Origin of the sequence: Escherichia sp. E3659 (assembly GCF_005781135.1) — a bacterium.
Lineage (GTDB): Bacteria > Pseudomonadota > Gammaproteobacteria > Enterobacterales > Enterobacteriaceae > Escherichia.
The window spans coordinates 18,967-38,785 of record NZ_VATQ01000027.1; the positions used below are offsets into that span (position 1 = coordinate 18,967).

Genomic DNA, 19,819 nt, shown 5'->3' on the forward strand with positions numbered 1-19,819 from the left:
AAGAGAGACAATGAACCACTACACACGCTGGCTTGAGTTAAAAGAACAAAATCCCGGAAAGTACGCGCGTGACATCGCAGGTTTAATGAATATCAGCGAAGCAGAACTGGCATTTGCGCGCGTCACGCACGACGCGTGGCGGATGCGCGGCGATATTCGTGAAATTCTGGCGGCGCTGGAAAGCGTTGGTGAAACCAAATGTATTTGTCGTAATGAATATGCAGTCCATGAGCAAGTCGGCTCGTTCACAAACCAGCATTTGAACGGTCATGCCGGATTAATACTCAACCCGCGCGCGCTGGATTTGCGACTGTTTCTCAATCAGTGGGACAGTGTTTTCCATATAAAAGAAAACACGGCTCGCGGTGAACGTCAGAGTATTCAGTTCTTTGATCATCAGGGCGATGCATTACTGAAAGTTTATGCTACCGACAATACCGATATGGCGGCATGGAATGAGCTTCTGGCACGCTTTATCGTCGAGGAAAATACGCCGCTTGAGTTAACAACGATTGATGCGCCTGCCGCACAAACCGACGTCGATGCCAGTGTTGTAGAACAAGAGTGGCGTGCGATGACGGATGTCCATCAGTTTTTTACGTTGCTCAAGCGCCACAACCTGACTCGTCAGCAGGCGTTCAATCTGGTGGCAGACGATTTGGCCTGCAAAGTATCTGGTAGTGCGCTGGCGCAGATTCTGGAATCTGCACAGCAGGATGGCAATGAAATCATGGTTTTTGTTGGCAACCGTGGCTGCGTACAGATTTTCACGGGTGTGGTCGAAAAAGTAGTGCCAATGAAAGGTTGGCTGAATATTTTCAACCCGACGTTTACTCTTCATCTATTAGAAGAGAGCATTGCTGAAGCCTGGGTTACCCGTAAACCGACCAGCGATGGCTACGTAACCAGCCTGGAACTGTTTGCTCATGATGGTACACAGATTGCGCAACTTTATGGTCAGCGTACTGAAGGGGAACAGGAGCAGGCGCAATGGCGTAAACAGATTGCGGCGCTGACGCAGGAAGGCGTTGCTGCATAACGAGTCATTGTCAGGAGGTCTGGCTGTCGCTGGGCCTCTTTATAAATATCAGCTGGAGATTTCAGACCAGATAATCAATATGTTGATGACGTACCAGTTCGTTGATCCGTTTAAGATTGAGGATCATCATAATATTGTGTTTATGGCAGTAGAATGTTTTCAGCGATATTTTTAGTTTCCCCAGAATATCTTCTGTCGTCATTTGATTCGCAATGCAGCTCAGAACCTGATGCTGTTTGCGCGAGAGTGACACGTCCGCTTCTGGTACAGAGCAATAACTGCCATTGAGCAGCGCGACGAAGTCAATAATTGTAATATTTCTCTGGACAAAGGTTACCGGAACTTTCCCCAGACAGCGTTTAATATTAAACGGCGAGAAAACAATGACATGAACAGGTCGCAGGCGTTCAATTTTGTTGAGCATTGATGAGTGGAATACATTATTCATTAATGTATCAATAATCACTAAGGCATTCTGATGCAACGTTAAGTCAATCTCTTTTTCGTTCTGTATATGAACGACATTACCTTTACTTATAATATTTTTCATCGCGGTGAAAAACATGGTGTCTTTGGTAATTATAAGAAACATAACCGACTCCCGTTGCGAACATTAACTTTATAATCAGGTCGCCAAAGGTAATAAAAAGGTCAGGGCTTGTAATTATAGTTATATAGAAATGATTTTATTGAAGATGCAGATATTTGAAAAATATCTGCATCTTTAAACCAAATTATTTCACCAGTTCTGGCGTTACCTGGCTAACTGCATTGGTGTAGTACGGTGCGCCCCAGCCGGGTTCAGGCCAGAATGCGCCGTAGCCGTAATCCCACAAGTTGTAGGTGGTATTGACCACTTCTCTCAAATGCCATACCTGAATCCCCTGCACATTTACGTCAACGAAGTTATATGGGACTTTATTGATAAATCCAGGTTGTTCGCCCTGAATGGTGCCGAGAACGGTGACAAAGTGGTTACGGTAGTTCACTGGGTCAAGGAAGCCGCTTTGTCTGGCGAGCAGTCGCCCTTGATAGTTGGCCTCAATGTCAGGTTTCGCATAGCTATCCAACGGCAATACGGCGATTTCTAGCAACGTATCTGTTTTACCGTTGATAACGTTGATAACCTTCCCGCCGAAGCGTGCCTGTTGGCCAACATACAAATTCGGTTGGTTATGAACAGCAACAAAACTTTTTTGAATATCAGGTTGGTTATTGCCTTTGATATTTTGCGGAATCGAACTACATGCGGCAAGAAAAAATGAAAGGCTGAAGATGAGTGCACCTTTTGTCTTGTTCATGTTACTATCCTTATCAACAAATGTTAAAACCATAATAGATATTTCTTTATAGTTTTCATCTGATTTTCAGGTGATATGCCTGATAGTAACGTAAACCTGTCTGATATTTATATCCTTGCAGATGAGTTCCGGAAAGCATTGATGTGTGATGTTATTATGTGTCTCCTTATAATATGGGATATTTTAGGGAGGCTCTTATTTCTAATGGTACATGGCGTAAAAATTGTTATTGATGTGATGATAATGGTTTATAAATGTTAGATATGCAAGCCATTCGTAATTTTAACTTTGGGGTTCTTCAATTTAAAACGCTTATTATATAACTCATTTTATCTGTTTATAAAAAACATTGTTTATCCGTCCTGCATGGATATCAATAATTTACTGAAATTGCACGATCGAAATTATGTATTTTTTGTCAATAATGAGAGGGCGCAGCCGCCCCCTTTGTTTATTTTAATCGTTTACCCGCCTCATCAACCACTTTCTCGCCATCTTCCTTGGTGAACGCGCCTTGTTGCGCATCTGGCAGAATTTCCAGCACCACTTCTGAAGGGCGGCACAGACGAGTTCCCAGCGGTGTAACCACAATCGGGCGATTAATCAGGATGGGATATTGCAGCATAAAGTCGATTAACCGATCGTCAGTAAATTTATCTTCTGCAAGGCCCAATTCCTCATACGGTTCAACGTTTTTACGCAGCAGCGCGCGTACGGAAATCCCCATATCGGCAATGAGTTTGACCAGTTCATCGCGCGTCGGCGGTGTTTCCAGATAATAGATAATGGTCGGTTCTGTACCGCTGTTGCGGATCATCTCAAGCGTATTACGCGACGTACCGCAGGCCGGGTTGTGATAAATGGTAATGTTGCTCATATCAGTATCTCATTACAAAGTGAAAGAGAGACGTAGCGCCAGCGCGGCGAGCGTCACAAACAGCACAGGCAGGGTCATGATAATCCCTGTACGGAAGTAATATCCCCAGCTGATAGTCATATTCTTCTGCGAAAGTACGTGCAGCCAGAGCAGCGTTGCCAGGCTACCAATCGGGGTAATTTTCGGCCCCAAATCGCAGCCAATCACGTTGGCATAAACCATCGCTTCTTTGATAACACCAGATGCCGTGCTGCCATCAATGGACAACGCGCCAACCAGTACCGTTGGCATATTGTTCATAATAGAAGAGAGGAAGGCGGTGAGGAATCCGGTGCCGAGCGTCGCGGCCCACAGGCCGTTATCCGCCAGCACGTTGAGTACGCCAGAAAGATATTCCGTTAATCCGGCATTGCGCAGGCCATAAACCACCAGATACATGCCGAGCGAGAAGATGACAATCTGCCAGGGCGCACCGCGCAGGACTTTGCCCGTATTAATCGCATGACCGCGTTTAGCGACGACAAATAATATCAGCGCGCCCACAGCCGCAATGGCGCTTACCGGAATGCCGAGCGGTTCCAGGACGAAAAATCCCACCAGCAGAAGCAGTAAAACAACCCAGCCAGTTTTGAACGTAGCAGGATCTTTGATCGCTTCTGCGGGAGATTTCAGCAGCGCCATATCGTAGTTCTGCGGAATATCTTTGCGGAAATAGAGATGCAGCATCACCAGGGTAGCCAGTATCGCGGCGATATCCACCGGTACCATCACCGAGGCGTATTCGCGAAAGCCGAGGCCAAAGAAATCAGCGGAAACGATATTCACCAGGTTGGAGACAATAAGCGGCAGGCTGGCGGTATCGGCAATGAATCCGGCCGCCATCACGAACGCAAGCGTCGTGCCTTTACTGAATCCTAAAGCCAGCAGCATGGCGATGACAATCGGCGTCAAAATAAGCGCCGCGCCATCATTGGCAAACAGGGCCGCAACGGCGGCACCGAGCAGGACAATCCAGGTAAACAGCAAGCGACCGCGTCCATTGCCCCAGCGTGAAACGTGCAGCGCCGCCCATTCAAAAAAGCCGGACTCATCCAGTAGCAGGCTGATGATAATGACGGCAATAAACGCAGCCGTCGCGTTCCAGACGATATTCCACACCACCGGAATATCACCCGGATGGACCACGCCCGTAGCTAACGCCAGTACTGCGCCGAGCGTTGCACTCCAGCCGATGCCTAAACCTTTCGGCTGCCAGATAACCAATACGATGGTCAGGACAAAGATAGCGCCTGCCAGTAACATAATGCCTCCCGGATAAAACACATGTGCAAATCCATATGTGTTTAGCTAAATTTTTTAACTGCAAATGTTCTTACTGTCTGCGGAACAGTTTTGCCGAGCCAGGTTGCGGACAATCGCCTGAATCTTTTCCTGTTCACACCGCCAGGCCTGCTCAATAATTTTCGCCGCCCATGCTGGAATATGCGGCGATAAGCGGTAATGAACCCACTTACCTTGCTTGCGATCCAGCAATAACCCGCTTTCACGCAGCAATGCCAGATGGCGGGATATCTTGGGCTGCGACTGATCGAGGGCAGTGCAGAGATCGCAGACGCATAACTCTCCCAGTTCGCTAAGCAGTAAAACGATGCCCAGACGGGTTTCATCAGCAAGAATTTTGAACAATTGGATGGGTAACAGAAATGACATATTGTGCTCCTGATTGTTGCAGGTAGTGTCTCTCTTCGAAGCGGATAAGTCAAAAACATATATGAATTAATGAATGTGTAAGTGCAGAGGAAGGTAATAGGTGTGAATTTTGAGTTGGGTATTCATTTGAAAGGCGGTCTGAATCAGGACGTAAAAAAACCGACTTTGCGTCGGTTTTTTACTCTTCAGCCTGAGTTGGTGGCTCTGGCTGAAGTGAGAGAGCTCTTATCTAACAGTTCAATACTATTAGCCAGTGGCTAACATTGCAAGAATTAGCGATTTCTTCAGCTGGCGGAGGGAGCACTTCGGTATATATCGCAGTGAAAGGCGATTTATATACTTTCACCGGATTATCGCCGTATTAAGCCTTGTCCGAATCAGGACGTAAAAAAACCGACTTTGCGTCGGTTTTTTTACTCTTCAGCCCAGAGTTGGTGGCTCTGGCTGGAGTGAGAATGCCATCATCTAACGCATCAATGCTAATACCATACTGAAACTATTGCAAGGACATGCTGGTTTTATAACCTGCGCGTACTGTATGATTATCCAGTTAGCTCTGAGGCATTTTCACTCTGGCAATGCGCATAAACGCTTTCAAAGTCCTGGTCAGAAGTACGGGTGGTGCCGTTAACTGATGCTCTGGCCGGAGTGAGAATGCCATTATCTAACAATAGGGCATGCGCCGTGACAGGCAGTGGATGAGTAAGCGGATGCATTCTCACTCCATCGCATGGAGAAAACGGGTGATTGATAAAGCAATCATCGTTCTTGGAGCGTTAATTGCGCTGCTGGAACTGATCCGCTTCCTGCTTCAGCTTCTGAACTGATAGCGGAAACGTAATTAAGGGCTAAGAGCACACTACTCTTAGCCCTTTAACATTTAACGCATTGTCACGAACTCTTCTGCCGCCGTTGGGTGAATGGCGACGGTATTGTCGAAGTCTTTTTTGGTTGCACCCATCTTCAGCGCCACCGCGAAGCCCTGCAACATTTCGTCCATACCAAAACCAATGCCGTGAATACCGACAATCTTCTCTTCTGGTCCAACGCACACCAGCTTCATGCGGCACGGCTGGCGGTGAGTGGTGACGGCGGTATACATCGCAGTGAAAGAGGATTTATACACTTTCACCTGATCGTCGCCGTACTGCTCGCGCGCCTGCGGTTCCGTTAAACCAACAGTACCAATCGGCGGATGGCTGAAGACCACGGTCGGAATGTTGCTGTAATCCAGATGCTCATCCGGCTTGTTATTAAACAGGCGTTCAGAGAGACGGCGACCCGCTGCAACTGCCACCGGTGTCAGTTCCACTGCACCTGTGTTATCGCCTACCGCGTAAATACCTTCAACGTTGGTGTTTTGATATTTATCGACGACGATATAGCCTTTTTCGTTGGTTTTAACGCCAGCGGCTTCGAGGTTGATGTTGTCATTGGCAGGCTCGCGACCAATCGCCCAAATCAGGCAATCCACCGTTTCACTGCGACCATCTTCCAGCTCCAGCGTCAGGCTACCATCGGCATTTTTCACTACCGCTTTCGGGATGGCGTTGGTGTGCAACTGCGGGCCTTCGGCGTTCATCACTTCAACCAACGTTTCAGAGATCATCGGGTCGAAGCTGCGCAGCGGCGCATGTTTACGCACAAACAGATGCGTTTTCGCGCCCAGGCCGTTAATCACGCCCGCCAGCTCAACAGCGATGTAACCCGCACCAACAACCGCTACGCGCTCTGGCAAAGCAGGAAGGGCGAAGAAGCCATCAGAATCAATACCGTATTCCACGCCTGGAATATCCGGGTGGCTCGGACGACCGCCGGTGGCGATCAGAATATGATCGGCCGTGATGGTTTCGCCGTTTACCTCCAGCGTTTTGGCATCAACGAAGCGGGCAAAGCCTTTGATTACATCAACGTTATTTTTACCGAGCACGTTTTCATAGGAAGTATGAATACGGTCGATATAGGCGGTACGGCTGGCGATCAACGTTTCCCAGTTGAATTTATTGATAGTGGTATCAAAACCATAATCCGGGCCGTACATATGGATCGCTTCACGGATTTGCGCCGCGTGCCACATCACTTTCTTCGGCACGCAGCCGACGTTCACGCAGGTGCCTCCCAGTTCTTTGGCTTCAATCAGTGCGCATTTCTGGCCGTACATAGCCGCGCGGTTGATGGAGGCGATACCGCCGCTGCCGCCGCCGATGGCGATGTAATCATAGTGTTTAGTCATGACAGAGTGTCCTTATCGTTGATTACCGCGATTGTAGCGCGAGACGTAATAGGTGCCAGCAATGGCTGCAATTACTCCGGCACGATCCAGCTTACGGTGGCGTGCCCGGTGCCTGCCGGAACCAGTTTGCTGTGCAGCCACGGCAGCACGTTATTCATCTGCTGTTCCAGCTTCCACGGCGGGTTAATCACAATCATGCCGGAAGCGGTCATGCCACGGCGATCGCTGTCTGGCAGTACCGCCAGTTCAATTTGCAGAATTTTGCGAATGCCGGTCGCTTCCAGGTCGTGGATCATGCGCTTAATTTGCTGGCGCAGCACCACTGGATACCACAATGCGTAAGTGCCCGTGGCGAAACGTTTGTAACCTTCTGCTATCCCGCTGACCACCGCCTGATAGTCGGTTTTCATTTCATACGGCGGGTCGATAAGGATTAAACCACGGCGGGAAACCGGCGGCAGTTTGGCCTTAAGCTGCTGGAAACCGTCGGCTTTTTCGACGCGCGCACGGCTGTCTTTCTGAAATTCAGAACGCAGCAACGGGTAATCGCTCGGGTGCAGCTCGGTCAGTTGCAGGCTGTCTTGTTCGCGCAGTAACTGACGAGCAATCAACGGCGAACCGGGGTAGTAACGCAACTGCCCGCTACGGTTGAAGTGTTTTACCACATCGATGTACGCCTCCAGCTCCGCAGGCAAATCGTCCTGCTGCCAGATACGGGCGATACCTTCGAGATATTCGCCGGTACGCTCGGCATGTTCGCTGCCTAACTGATAACGCCCGGCCCCTGCGTGGGTGTCGAGATAGAGAAACGGTTTATCTTTCTCTTTCAGCGACTCGATGATCAGGCTCTGAACGGTATGTTTAAGGACGTCGGCGTGGTTGCCAGCGTGAAAGCTGTGGCGATAACTGAGCATGGGTAAAGGTGTTCCGGTAAGTAAAAATCGGCCCGTATTCGGGGCGCACAAAAGCCTATCAGGACAGTATACCGAAAAGAGGCCGCTGCCGCGAAAGCGTAACGTTTCTCATTGAAATTCACTACACTTAACCCCATGCTACACACATTATGTAAAGCGCCTGTTGAGCGCTTCCTTAACCTCTTTAACCAGGACTGCGCTAATGACGAATCCGTTACTGACTCCCTTTGAATTGCCTCCGTTTTCTAAAATTCTCCCGGAACATGTCGTTCCTGCCGTGACTAAGGCGCTGAACGACTGCCGCGAAAATGTGGAGCGCGTAGTAGCGCAAGGGGCACCGTACACCTGGGAAAATCTCTGCCAGCCGCTGGCGGAAGTGGACGATGTGTTGGGGCGTATCTTCTCCCCGGTCAGCCACCTGAACTCGGTGAAAAATAGCCCGGAACTGCGTGAAGCGTACGAACAAACCCTGCCGCTGCTGTCGGAATACAGCACCTGGGTAGGGCAACATGAAGGGCTGTATAAAGCGTATCGCGACCTGCGCGATGGCGATCATTACGCCACGCTGAATACGGCTCAGAAAAAAGCGGTTGATAACGCACTGCGCGACTTCGAACTCTCTGGTATCGCTCTGCCGAAAGAGAAACAGCAACGCTACGGCGAAATTGCCACCCGTCTTTCTGAGCTGGGCAACCAGTACAGCAACAACGTTCTCGATGCGACGATGGGCTGGACCAAACTCGTTACCGACGAAGCTGAGCTAGCGGGGATGCCAGAAAGTGCGCTGGCTGCGGCAAAAGCCCAGGCCGAAGCGAAAGAACTTGAAGGCTACCTACTGACGCTGGATATCCCAAGCTACTTGCCGGTAATGACCTACTGCGACAACCAGGCCTTGCGTGAAGAGATGTATCGCGCTTATAGCACTCGCGCCTCCGATCAAGGCCCAAACGCCGGTAAATGGGACAACAGCAAGGTGATGGAAGAGATCCTCGCTCTGCGTCACGAACTGGCGCAACTGCTGGGCTTTGAAAACTACGCCTTTAAATCCCTTGCCACTAAAATGGCGGAAAACCCGCAGCAGGTGCTGGATTTCTTAACCGATCTGGCAAAACGCGCGCGTCCGCAGGGCGAAAAAGAGCTGGCGCAACTGCGCGCCTTCGCCAAAGCCGAATTTGGCGTCGATGAGTTGCAACCGTGGGATATCGCATACTACAGCGAAAAACAAAAACAGCACCTTTACAGCATCAGTGACGAACAACTGCGTCCGTACTTCCCGGAAAACAAAGCGGTTAACGGCCTGTTTGAAGTGGTGAAACGTATTTACGGCATCACCGCTAAAGAGCGTAAAGATGTTGATGTCTGGCATCCGGATGTACGTTTCTTCGAACTGTATGACGAGAACAACGAACTTCGCGGTAGCTTCTACCTCGACCTGTATGCCCGTGAAAACAAACGCGGCGGGGCGTGGATGGATGACTGCGTAGGCCAGATGCGTAAAGCCGACGGTTCGCTGCAAAAACCGGTCGCGTATTTGACCTGTAACTTCAACCGCCCGGTAAATGGTAAACCGGCGCTGTTTACCCATGACGAAGTGATCACCCTGTTCCACGAGTTCGGTCATGGTCTGCACCATATGCTGACCCGCATCGAAACTGCCGGAGTGTCTGGTATCAGCGGGGTACCGTGGGATGCGGTCGAACTGCCGAGCCAGTTTATGGAAAACTGGTGCTGGGAGCCTGAGGCGCTGGCGTTTATCTCTGGTCACTATGAAACTGGCGAACCGCTGCCGAAAGAGTTGCTGGATAAAATGCTGGCGGCGAAGAACTACCAGGCGGCGCTGTTTATTCTGCGTCAGCTGGAGTTCGGCCTGTTCGATTTCCGCCTCCATGCCGAGTTCCGCCCGGATCAGGGAGCGAAAATCCTCGAAACTCTGGCAGAAATCAAGAAACTGGTTGCCGTGGTACCGTCTCCGTCATGGGGCCGCTTCCCGCACGCTTTTAGCCATATTTTCGCCGGTGGTTATGCGGCAGGCTACTACAGCTACCTGTGGGCCGATGTGCTGGCAGCAGATGCCTTCTCGCGTTTTGAGGAAGAGGGCATTTTCAACCGCGAAACCGGACAGTCGTTCCTCGACAACATTCTGAGCCGTGGTGGTTCAGAAGAGCCGATGGATCTGTTCAAACGTTTCCGTGGTCGTGAACCGCAACTGGATGCGATGCTGGAGCATTACGGCATTAAGGGCTGATCATTCAGTGAAAATCTGCTTAATTGATGAAACGGGCGCCGGAGACGGCGCCTTATCTGTTCTGGCGGCCCGCTGGGGGCTGGAGCATGATGAAGACAACCTGATGGCGCTGGTGTTAACGCCGGAGCATCTGGAACTGCGCAAGCGTGATGAGCCAAAACTTGGCGGCATTTTCGTTGATTTTGTCGGCGGGGCAATGGCGCACCGTCGCAAATTCGGCGGTGGCCGCGGTGAGGCGGTGGCGAAAGCGGTGGGCATTAAAGGCGATTATCTGCCGGACGTGGTGGACGCCACCGCAGGACTTGGTCGCGATGCCTTTGTGCTGGCGTCGGTCGGCTGCCGCGTGCGGATGCTGGAACGTAATCCGGTGGTTGCCGCATTGCTCGACGATGGCCTGGCGCGTGGCTATGCGGATGCGGAGATCGGCGGCTGGTTGCAGGAGCGTTTGCAGTTAATTCACGCCTCCAGCCTGACGGCGCTGACCGATATTACCCCGCGCCCGCAGGTGGTTTATCTCGACCCGATGTTCCCGCATAAGCAGAAAAGCGCGCTGGTGAAAAAAGAGATGCGTGTCTTTCAGTCGCTGGTGGGGCCGGATCTTGATGCCGATGGATTGCTGGAGCCTGCGCGGCTGCTGGCGACCAAACGCGTGGTGGTAAAGCGTCCGGACTACGCGCCGCCGCTGGCGAATGTTGCCACGCCAAACGCGGTTGTCACCAAAGGGCATCGCTTTGATATTTATGCTGGTACACCGGCGTAAAAGTAAAACAGGGTAGCGATAACGCTACCCTGTTTTCTGCAAGAATAATCAATGGCTTTCCGGCGTCTCAATCATTCGTTTCAGCCACGGCACCATCAACAGCATCACTACAGCAACGCCCAGCGTGACCAGACCAATCTTACCAAACACGTTGGTATAGACAGGCAGCGTCTCAAGCGGGTCGGTAATGTTGTCTGGTACTGCGGTAAATGTTGCCACATAGCCGCCCAGCAAGAACGCGGCAGCCTGCGTAAGGAACCACATCCCGAGAATAAAGCCCATCAAATGTTGTGGCACCAGAGCGGCAATCATTGCGAGGCCCAGGGCGCTAATAAGCAGTTCACCTAAGCTCTGGAATAAGTAAACCAGCACGATAAACCATGGCGATGTCAGCCCCTGGGCATCCGCAAACCACATTCCTGCTGCGGCGGCTGTCAAAAAGCCCAGCGAGCACATAAACATACCGAGGGTAAATTTCATCGGCATGGAGAGGTCTTTGCCTTTGTTACCCAGATGCGTGTAAATGCCTGCCAGAACTGGGCTGGCGAGCACCACCCAGAACGGGTTAAGCGCCTGGAAGCTCACCGGGTTGATGGAAAAACCGAGAATTTCATGATGCACGTTGTTGATAGCAAAGAAGTTCAGCGACGTTGGCATCTGGGCGTAGAGGATGTAAAACACTACCGCTTCAAGCATCAGCACAAAGGCGACAAACATCTTATTGCGCCCGGTTTTATCCAGCTTGAATGCCTGACGGAAGAAGATAATGGTCACGACGATAGAGAGCACAATCAGTACCAGATTGGCGACTTCCACGTTGTGCATCAGCCATGCGCAAACGAAAATCATCACCACGCTGCCAAGCAGCACGTACAACAATTTGCTGAAGTTCATCGGTCGGAAATCTGGTTCAGAACCAATATCTTTCACCATTCCGCGACAGGCGATGTAAACCAGTAGCGCGACAATCAATCCTGCTCCGCATAAGTTATAGGTGACGGAATAGCCAAATCTGTCAGCGATAACCGGTGCTAGCGACAGCGCAATCAACGAGCCGATATTGATCGACATATAGAACAGGGTGAAAGCGCCATCGAGACGTGGATCTTTCGGTGGATAGCACTTCGAAAGCAGGCTTGCCGGGTTGGCTTTAAACAGGCCGTTGCCGACGGCGATTGTTCCCAGCGCGATGAATATCAGGTCTGGCTTGAGTAGCGACATCCCGGTCATGAAGTAGCCCATCGCCAGAACAATTGCCCCAAGGACAATGGTGCGTTTAGTTCCTAACAGATGGTCGCCAACATAACCGCCGATCGAGATAAGGCCATAGACCAGCGCAGCGAAGGCACCAAAGGTGACAAAAGCCTGTTCTTGTGAGAAACCGAGCTGTTTAACGAAGAAAACGGCCAGGACGCCTTGCACGCCGTAGTAACCGAATCGCTCCCATAGTTCGACAAAAAAGATCATGAAGAATGGGCGAGGTTGTTGCAGCATCCCAGTGGGTGTTGTTGTATTCATAATTTTTAGCCTTTCAATACCATCATGAAAAGTATGAACGCGTAAGTGATTGCGTGCGAAAGAGTTTACACACGTCTAAAATTCTTAATATTGATGTAATGAATGCATTAATGCACTATCACAACAAAAAACAACCAGCTAATCATGCTGGCTGTTTGAGATATGATGGCGCTAAATGCTATTTTGTCGTGATGTAAATTTGAATTATTCGATGCGTAGAGGAACTTTCTGACTGCGGATGAACACCGGCTTGATTGAGCACTCCCGTGTTTGTACCCACACGTTGCATTCGGGTGCAACACAAAAAGCAGAACGCCCGCATAAGCGGGCGTTCAGGAGCAAGTGGGGGAGATATTATTCTTCTTCGTCGCGCAGCGGAACAATCAGCATATCAACGTGAACGGTGTTGATCAGCTGACGCGCGGAAGACATCAGTTTGCTCCAGAAGTCCTGGTGGTGACCACAAACAACCAGGTCCATGTCGTATTTCTTGATCGCATCAACCAGAACCTGACCCAAATCGCCGCTGCCGCTAAGGGTTTCAGTGATGGGGTATCCTGCGTTGGTGGAGAGTTCGGTCAATGCATGATGAGTCTCTTCGGAAATGCGTTTCTGCATGTCACCCAGATTTACATCAATAAGTCCGGTGTATAGGTCAGAGTAGTTTACATCTACGTGGATCAGAGAAACTTTCGCATTGTAGGGGCGAGCCATAGAGACAGCTTTCTCTACCAGAACTTTGCTTTCCGGGGAGAGATCGACCGCGATGAGAATGTGTTTATAAGCCATAGTGTTACTCCTTCCATAAAGTTGTCGATGACTGGCCAGCTTGCGTTTCTTGTGCCGTTACGTCACCCGCGTCCTGCGAACTACGTGCGCGGGGCTAACCCAGCCGTAAAGATTCAGTGAAAAGACCATCCTTACCTTATAGCGACCTGGATGATCCGTCAATCCGCCTTGCTTACCAATCAGATAATCAAATTTTCTACATGAATGTATTGATAGTGGTTAACCTTATGGAAAAAAAACAACCTGATCTCCTACACTATCTATAGAGCCGCTCGGATGTTTGCCATCACAAAAGCGGTTTCTCCAGGACCTGGTGTTAACTGATTGGCAGCGTATCGGGAGCGGTAGCCCCGGAGGGGAACTCCGCGGGCAGGTCGCCGGGGAGGGGGTATGATAAGCACCGTCGCATTATTTTGGGCTTTATGTGTCGTTTGCATTGTTAACATGGCGCGCTATTTCTCATCACTACGCGCGTTGTTAGTGGTACTGCGTAATTGCGATCCATTGCTCTATCAATATGTTGATGGAGGGGGCTTTTTTACCTCACATGGCCAACCCAACAAACAGGTGCGTCTCGTTTGGTATATCTATGCCCAACGTTATCGCGATCATCACGATGATGAGTTTATCCGTCGCTGCGAGCGCGTGCGTCGTCAGTTTATTCTGACCAGCGCATTGTGTGGCCTGGTGGTGGTAAGCCTGATTGCGTTGATGATTTGGCATTAAGCGTCACGGTAATAACGCATAAAAAAAGCGGGCCAGTAAACTGACCCGCTCGTTTTTATGCGTGCGATTACAGGAACTGCAAGGAGATCCAGTACAGCGCACCGGAGAGCAGAACTGCAGCCGGGAGGGTAAACACCCAGGCCATCAGAATGCTGGTTACGGTTTTACGCTGTAAGCCGCCGCCGTCAACCACCATTGTCCCCGCTACGGAAGAGGAGAGTACGTGAGTGGTGGAAACCGGCATCCCGGTATAACTCGCCAGACCGATAGACACCGCTGCCGTCATCTGAGCAGACATCCCCTGAGCGTAGGTCATGCCTTTCTTACCGATTTTCTCACCGATAGTGGTCGCCACACGACGCCAGCCAATCATCGTACCGATACCTAACGCCAGCGCGACCGCCATGATGATCCACACCGGAGCATACTCGATGGTGCTCAGCATATCGGACTTCAGTTTCTTCAACAGACGCTGATCATCCGCAGTGACGCCAGGCATTTTCACCACTTTGTCGATAGTGTCAGAAACGCACAGCATAATGCGGCGCATCTGGCTACGTTGGTCAAGCGACAGCTTGTCGTAGCTTTCCACATCGGCGGTCAGCATGCCTTTCAGGCGGTTGAGCGCGTTAATGGTATTCGACGGATGGCAATGGAACTCCGCAGGTTGTGTTGCGCCTGCTTCCGGAGCCGGTACTAACTGATCGGCACCGGTCGCCTGTTTAAGCAGCGCAGGATGCTGCTCAAAGTAAGCTTCCACATTGTTGATGGCATCACGGGTACGGGTGATTTCGTAGCCAGTGGCATTCATATTCACCACGAAGCCCGCTGGCGCGACGCCAATCAGAACCAACATAACCAGACCAATGCCTTTCTGACCATCGTTCGCGCCGTGAGAGAACGCCACGCCGATAGCGGAAAGGATCAGCGCGATACGCGTCCAGAACGGCGGCTTTTTCTTGCCGTCTTTCTTTTCACGTTCCGCTGGGGTCAGGTGGATACGGGCGCGTTTCTTGGTGCCGCTCCAGTAGCGACGCAGCAAGAAAATCAGACCGCCAGCAAACACCAGGCCGACAATAGGGGAAACGATCAGAGATGCGAAAATACTTAATACTTTCGGGATATTGAGTGCATCCACCACTGACGTACCGGTCATCAACGCATTGGTTAAACCAATACCGATGATCGCGCCAATCAGCGTATGGGAGCTGGATGCAGGTAAACCAAAGTACCAGGTACCAAGGTTCCAGATAATTGCTGCCAGCAACATAGAGAACACCATGGCAAGACCATGGGACGATCCCATATTAAGCAGCAGATCTGTCGGCAGCATATGCACAATGGCATAGGCAACACTAAGACCACCCAGCAAAACACCCAGGAAGTTGAACACTGCCGCCATAACCACAGCGAGCTGAGAACGCATCGCGCGGGTATAGATGACAGTTGCCACGGCGTTGGCTGTGTCATGGAAACCATTGATGGCTTCGTAGAACAGCACAAAAGCCAGTGCAAGCAATAATAACAGCCCGGTATGCAAATCCAGGCCAGCAAACAAATGTAGCATAGGACGTTACGCCATTTTGAGGACATGAACGCGGCGCATTATCAGTGACTTTCGCGGCGCGGGCAAAGTGAAATATAGATTTTTTTGATTTGCCTCCTGTATGAATTTCGCTCAAAAAATAATTATCTTATATAATTCAGACAAATACTTCCCCTAAGTAATATTGCTGCTGGTGCGGCCACTGAGGAATCTTTACAATTCACGCCCATTTTTTCTAAGAGGAGCGCAACGTGGAAAGGTTTGATGCCATTATTATAGGCGCTGGTGCGGCGGGTATGTTCTGTTCTGCGCTGGCAGGTCAGGCAGGACGCCGGGTTCTGCTGATCGATAATGGTAAAAAACCAGGGCGCAAAATCCTCATGTCTGGCGGTGGGCGCTGCAACTTTACCAACCTTTATGTCGAACCAGGTGCTTATCTGAGCCAAAATCCGCATTTTTGTAAGTCTGCACTCGCGCGTTTTACCCAGTGGGATTTCATTGATCTGGTCAATAAACACGGCATCGCCTGGCACGAGAAAACGTTAGGGCAACTCTTCTGTGATGACTCCGCTCAGCAGGTTGTCGACATGCTGGTGGATGAGTGCGAGAAGGGCAATGTGACCTTCAGATTACGTAGCGAAGTGTTGAGCGTGACGAAGGATGACGCGGGATTCACGCTTGAACTGAATGGTATGACAGTAGGCTGCGATAAACTGGTCATCGCGACCGGAGGCCTCTCGATGCCGGGTCTGGGCGCGTCGCCGTTCGGTTATAAGATTGCCGAACAATTCGGGCTGAACGTGTTGCCGACGCGCGCAGGCCTGGTGCCATTCACCCTGCATAAACCGTTGCTGGAAGAGTTACAGGTGCTGGCAGGCGTTGCAGTACCTTCAGTGATCACCGCTGAAAACGGCACCGTATTCCGTGAGAACTTACTCTTCACCCATCGCGGCTTGTCTGGCCCTGCGGTATTGCAGATATCCAGCTACTGGCAACCGGGTGAATTTGTCAGCATCAACCTGCTACCGGATGTCGATCTGGAAGCCTTTCTTAATGAACAGCGTAACGCGCATCCGAATCAGAGCCTGAAAAACACGCTGGCGGTTCATCTGCCGAAACGGTTGGTTGAACTGTTACAACAACTCGGGCAGATCCCGGACGTCTCGTTAAAACAGCTCAACGTGCGTGACCAACAGGCGCTCATTGCCACATTGACCGACTGGCGCGTACAACCTAACGGCACTGAAGGCTATCGCACCGCCGAAGTGACGCTCGGCGGCGTGGACACCAATGAACTCTCTTCACGGACGATGGAAGCGCGTAAAGTTCCGGGCTTGTACTTTATCGGTGAAGTGATGGACGTTACCGGCTGGCTGGGGGGCTATAACTTCCAGTGGGCGTGGTCCAGTGCGTGGGCCTGTGCACAGGATTTGGCCTCAGAATAACGCTTGCGTTACATATCCCATAACCACTGCCATTCCTAAAATTACCATCAGAAAGGCAATAATCATCGGCGTGCGAAACATCGATTTCAGCAAAATAACTTCTGTTAAGCTGGCACCCGCGCTACCGATGATGAGTGCCATTACAGCTCCCATCCCCATGCCTTTGGTCATTAATACCGAGGCGAGGGGAATGACGGCCTCTGCACGTATATAGAGCGGGATACCTATAACCGCGCTCAGGGGGATGGCCAGTGGATTATCCGTTCCGGCATGTGCTGCAATCCATTGTGCTGGAATAAAGCCGTAAATAAATGAGCCAATTAGCACCCCAATTAACAGATAGGGCAGCACTTCTTTAAATTGCAGCCATGCATCCTTTATTGCCTGAGTCGGCAGGCTGGGGGGAGCCGTTTTGGCAGCACTATAGCAATTAACAGCAGGTTTTGCGGTACAGCAAGATGTGGTTTGCGGTGTAAACGTCACGGAGCGCAAGCTAATTACGGGTTTATCGAACACCGGTTTGCAGCAGCTCGCGTTGCTCCCCTTCGCCGGTATGACGTATCGTTCAAAGCCAACAAAATCCAGTAACAAACTGGCGGTCAGCGAAACGCCGCACGCAATAACGGCGTACAACAACGTGACCTTCCAGCCAAATGTTGCCCACATTAGCCCGACGATAATCGGGTTGAGTAATGGTGAAACAAACAAAAAGGTGAGCGTTGGGCCAAATCCCGCTTTTGCAGAAAGAAGACCGCGAAGCATGGGAATGGTTGAGCAACTGCAAAACGGAGTCACTGCACCTAACATTGCTGCCAGCAAATAACCGCGCCCTTTACGCGCACCCATCATTTTCTGGATCTTATGATCCGGGATTTTATGACGGATTACGCTGACACCAGCACTGATAAGAAGAAAAAGTAACGATAGCTCTACGGCTAAGAACAGGAACATCCCGGCGGCGTCGCGCAGCCCTGGTAACCATTCAAACATTTTATACCCTCTTTAAAACGATATTTCTAAAATTATCGAAATAAAGAGCGGTGAGCAAGATATTTCTGGTATTATCGAAATATCAATTAGCCGGAGAAACTACTTATGGAACTGGAAGATGTCGCTAAGGCACTGAAAGAATTAGGTCATCCGACCCGTTTGTTTATTTTTCGTCACCTGGTCAAAGCGGGAGAACGCGGGATGCCGGTAGGCGAGTTACAGAAGGAACTTGCGATCCCCGCATCGACCTTGAGCCACCATATCTCGGCGCTGGTCTCCGTTGGTCTGGTTAAGCAAAACCGCGAAAGTCGCACGTTGATGTGTGTCTCGCAATATGATGTGCTGGAAGGGATTATTAGTTTTCTGCGTGAAGAGTGCTGCGTGAATAACGGGAAGTATTAATATTCGCCAGGCTGTAACTAACCACAACCCGGCGAGAGTCATTATTTTTTCGCAGAACCCGCTTCTAATATAGAAACGATGGAAAACAGTGTAAAACACACTGCACCTAAGCCAACCAAAACTCGCGAAGGAATAAAATAAGCCATATCGGTTTGCGCAATTTCAGCAAGGAACGCTGCGAGGAACAGGCAAAACAGACAGGTAAATACCGGAATCATGGGTATTCTGTTGGCTAACGAACAGGTGCGCCGCCATACCAACGCCAACAGCCACACTTTGGAGAAAATGCTGTAGCAGATCATCCCCAGACAAATAAGAATAATGCCGGGTGCCAGTCTGGCACTTTCATCAGAACTGACTAAAACGTAGATCCCCTGAATAACCGTCAGTGATCCAAGTAAAATAACCCAATAGCACCACAGCCAATGCTCTTTCACTGAGAACGTATTCCGCGTTTGATGGACAATAGTGGCGACAAGGCCGATAAGACAAGCGCAAATTGCAGTTAACCCCAGCAGTACGTGACCAGCAACATAATGTGGTGTGATATTTGCACTACGTAACAGCGCGACTGACCAAATGAAACCAAAGAGAGTAAGCAGAACGGGAACGGCAATTAAGCCATTACCGATTGTTGAAGAATAAGCCTGCAACGGCGTACCATCACTCTTACTGCCCGAGGCGTTTTTGGGAATTAGCAGAAAATGCCCGGAAGACGCCGCCACGGTGGATACGCAGGCGGCAATCATCCCAACACCGAAAATAACATGCCCGGCAACAAATTCATCGGCCATGACATTATCACTTGCCAGCAGTAACCATCCCCAAATCATAGTTGCGACAGACCCAGCGTAACCAATAACAGGAAAAAGTGTGTTGTAGAGCTTATTCACACCATGCGTTAACTGCGAAATAATAATAAACGCAGTAGTGAATAATGCCAGACAGATTGCAGAAAGCGAAATAAGTACATGCCCCGCCACAAAATACTCACTTTGCCCGGAACCTGCTAATACAAAATCACCCAATGCAATACATATTATCCCCATAATTAAAGGGATTAATTTAAATAGCCATCCGATATATATATTCATTTTAAACTCCATGTGTACTTTCTGCTAATATAAGAAAGCGTATCAGTAGTATTTTTAGTCAGTTAAATATAACAATGAGATACCACCAAATGTAACAAGTAACTTTACTATAGCCGGATTTATTGCCCTGAGTGTTAAGTTTTAGATGTGAGTTAATGCTGATAAATAAATATTTATCCTAAGGTAAATTCCGAGTTAATATCTTTATCCTATTTTTATTTTGTTGATTT

The 19,819-nt window shown here is 50.0% G+C and carries 19 protein-coding genes; 7 read left to right on the plus strand and 12 right to left on the minus strand.

Features of this window, described 5'->3' with window-relative positions; translation table 11 throughout:
• The first annotated feature begins 10 nt into the window (after positions 1 to 10).
• Entirely contained in the window at positions 11 to 1,039 is a 1,029-nt protein-coding gene (gene chuS / locus FEK47_RS17795; RefSeq protein WP_135487090.1) for a hematinate-forming heme oxygenase ChuS, read from the plus strand.
• Positions 1,040 to 1,100: 61 nt separating this feature from the next.
• On the opposite strand, the gene FEK47_RS17800 is transcribed toward chuS, so the two are convergent.
• From FEK47_RS17800 to arsR, 5 genes are all read right to left on the minus strand, one after another.
• Positions 1,101 to 1,631: a LuxR C-terminal-related transcriptional regulator gene (locus FEK47_RS17800; protein ID WP_130217826.1), complete on the minus strand. Its 531-nt coding sequence runs from the start codon at positions 1,629 to 1,631 to the stop codon at positions 1,101 to 1,103.
• A 142-nt stretch (positions 1,632 to 1,773) separates the two neighbouring features.
• Positions 1,774 to 2,340 (minus strand): outer membrane lipoprotein Slp, encoded by a 567-nt coding sequence (gene slp / locus FEK47_RS17805; RefSeq protein ID WP_135487091.1) that lies wholly within the window; start codon positions 2,338 to 2,340, stop codon positions 1,774 to 1,776.
• Between the two features lie 451 nt (positions 2,341 to 2,791).
• Positions 2,792 to 3,217 (minus strand): glutaredoxin-dependent arsenate reductase, encoded by a 426-nt coding sequence (arsC, locus tag FEK47_RS17810; protein WP_130221302.1) that lies wholly within the window; start codon positions 3,215 to 3,217, stop codon positions 2,792 to 2,794.
• 12 nt (positions 3,218 to 3,229) lie between these two features.
• Positions 3,230 to 4,519: an arsenite/antimonite:H(+) antiporter ArsB gene (arsB, locus tag FEK47_RS17815; RefSeq protein WP_135487092.1), complete on the minus strand. Its 1,290-nt coding sequence runs from the start codon at positions 4,517 to 4,519 to the stop codon at positions 3,230 to 3,232.
• A 54-nt stretch (positions 4,520 to 4,573) separates the two neighbouring features.
• Complete coding sequence (gene arsR / locus FEK47_RS17820; RefSeq protein ID WP_135487093.1) at positions 4,574 to 4,927, minus strand: As(III)-sensing metalloregulatory transcriptional repressor ArsR; 354 nt, start codon at positions 4,925 to 4,927, stop codon at positions 4,574 to 4,576.
• 743 nt (positions 4,928 to 5,670) lie between these two features.
• On the opposite strand from arsR, the gene dinQ reads away from it, so the two are divergent.
• Positions 5,671 to 5,754, plus strand: coding sequence for a damage-inducible type I toxin DinQ (dinQ, locus tag FEK47_RS17825; RefSeq protein WP_001295215.1), 84 nt, complete (start codon positions 5,671 to 5,673; stop codon positions 5,752 to 5,754).
• Between the two features lie 53 nt (positions 5,755 to 5,807).
• Here dinQ and gorA read toward each other — a convergent pair whose 3' ends face one another.
• Positions 5,808 to 7,160 carry a glutathione-disulfide reductase gene (gene gorA / locus FEK47_RS17830; RefSeq protein WP_000160811.1) on the minus strand — a complete coding sequence of 451 codons (1,353 nt, stop codon included), beginning with the start codon at positions 7,158 to 7,160 and terminating at the stop codon, positions 5,808 to 5,810.
• Positions 7,161 to 7,231: 71 nt separating this feature from the next.
• A complete protein-coding gene (gene rlmJ / locus FEK47_RS17835; protein WP_135487094.1) occupies positions 7,232 to 8,074 on the minus strand; it encodes a 23S rRNA (adenine(2030)-N(6))-methyltransferase in 843 nt (280 codons plus the stop codon).
• 202 nt (positions 8,075 to 8,276) lie between these two features.
• Between rlmJ and prlC the strand changes: the two genes are divergently transcribed.
• Positions 8,277 to 10,319, plus strand: a complete 2,043-nt coding sequence (gene prlC, locus FEK47_RS17840; protein WP_135487095.1) for an oligopeptidase A — start codon at positions 8,277 to 8,279, stop codon at positions 10,317 to 10,319.
• A gap of 7 nt (positions 10,320 to 10,326) precedes the next feature.
• Complete coding sequence (gene rsmJ, locus FEK47_RS17845) at positions 10,327 to 11,079, plus strand: 16S rRNA (guanine(1516)-N(2))-methyltransferase RsmJ (RefSeq protein WP_135487096.1); 753 nt, start codon at positions 10,327 to 10,329, stop codon at positions 11,077 to 11,079.
• 48 nt (positions 11,080 to 11,127) lie between these two features.
• Here the strand turns inward: rsmJ and dtpB are convergent, their stop codons facing one another.
• Together dtpB and uspA are read right to left on the minus strand one after the other, a co-directional pair.
• Positions 11,128 to 12,597, minus strand: a complete 1,470-nt coding sequence (dtpB, locus tag FEK47_RS17850; RefSeq protein ID WP_130221309.1) for a dipeptide/tripeptide permease DtpB — start codon at positions 12,595 to 12,597, stop codon at positions 11,128 to 11,130.
• Positions 12,598 to 12,951: 354 nt separating this feature from the next.
• The gene (gene uspA / locus FEK47_RS17855; RefSeq protein WP_000323571.1) at positions 12,952 to 13,386 is read right to left on the minus strand and encodes a universal stress protein UspA; all 435 of its coding nucleotides are present in this window, start codon (positions 13,384 to 13,386) and stop codon (positions 12,952 to 12,954) included.
• Positions 13,387 to 13,776: 390 nt separating this feature from the next.
• On the opposite strand from uspA, the gene uspB reads away from it, so the two are divergent.
• On the plus strand, positions 13,777 to 14,112 hold the full coding sequence (gene uspB / locus FEK47_RS17860; RefSeq protein ID WP_000626187.1) for a universal stress protein UspB: 336 nt from the start codon (positions 13,777 to 13,779) through the stop codon (positions 14,110 to 14,112).
• Between the two features lie 67 nt (positions 14,113 to 14,179).
• Here the strand turns inward: uspB and pitA are convergent, their stop codons facing one another.
• Positions 14,180 to 15,679, minus strand: a complete 1,500-nt coding sequence (pitA, locus tag FEK47_RS17865; protein ID WP_135487097.1) for an inorganic phosphate transporter PitA — start codon at positions 15,677 to 15,679, stop codon at positions 14,180 to 14,182.
• Positions 15,680 to 15,909: 230 nt separating this feature from the next.
• Here pitA and FEK47_RS17870 point away from each other — a divergent pair, with 230 nt between their 5' ends.
• Positions 15,910 to 17,103: an NAD(P)/FAD-dependent oxidoreductase gene (locus FEK47_RS17870; protein WP_138183306.1), complete on the plus strand. Its 1,194-nt coding sequence runs from the start codon at positions 15,910 to 15,912 to the stop codon at positions 17,101 to 17,103.
• Here the strand turns inward: FEK47_RS17870 and FEK47_RS17875 are convergent.
• Positions 17,095 to 18,093: a permease gene (locus FEK47_RS17875; protein WP_138183307.1), complete on the minus strand. Its 999-nt coding sequence runs from the start codon at positions 18,091 to 18,093 to the stop codon at positions 17,095 to 17,097. The genes FEK47_RS17870 and FEK47_RS17875 overlap by 9 nt on opposite strands.
• Before the next feature lie 105 nt (positions 18,094 to 18,198).
• Between FEK47_RS17875 and FEK47_RS17880 the strand changes: the two genes are divergently transcribed.
• Positions 18,199 to 18,495 (plus strand): metalloregulator ArsR/SmtB family transcription factor, encoded by a 297-nt coding sequence (locus FEK47_RS17880; RefSeq protein ID WP_000418114.1) that lies wholly within the window; start codon positions 18,199 to 18,201, stop codon positions 18,493 to 18,495.
• A 41-nt stretch (positions 18,496 to 18,536) separates the two neighbouring features.
• Here the strand turns inward: FEK47_RS17880 and FEK47_RS17885 are convergent, their stop codons facing one another.
• Positions 18,537 to 19,589 (minus strand): DUF2776 family protein, encoded by a 1,053-nt coding sequence (locus FEK47_RS17885; RefSeq protein WP_135487100.1) that lies wholly within the window; start codon positions 19,587 to 19,589, stop codon positions 18,537 to 18,539.
• Positions 19,590 to 19,819 lie beyond the last annotated feature (230 nt).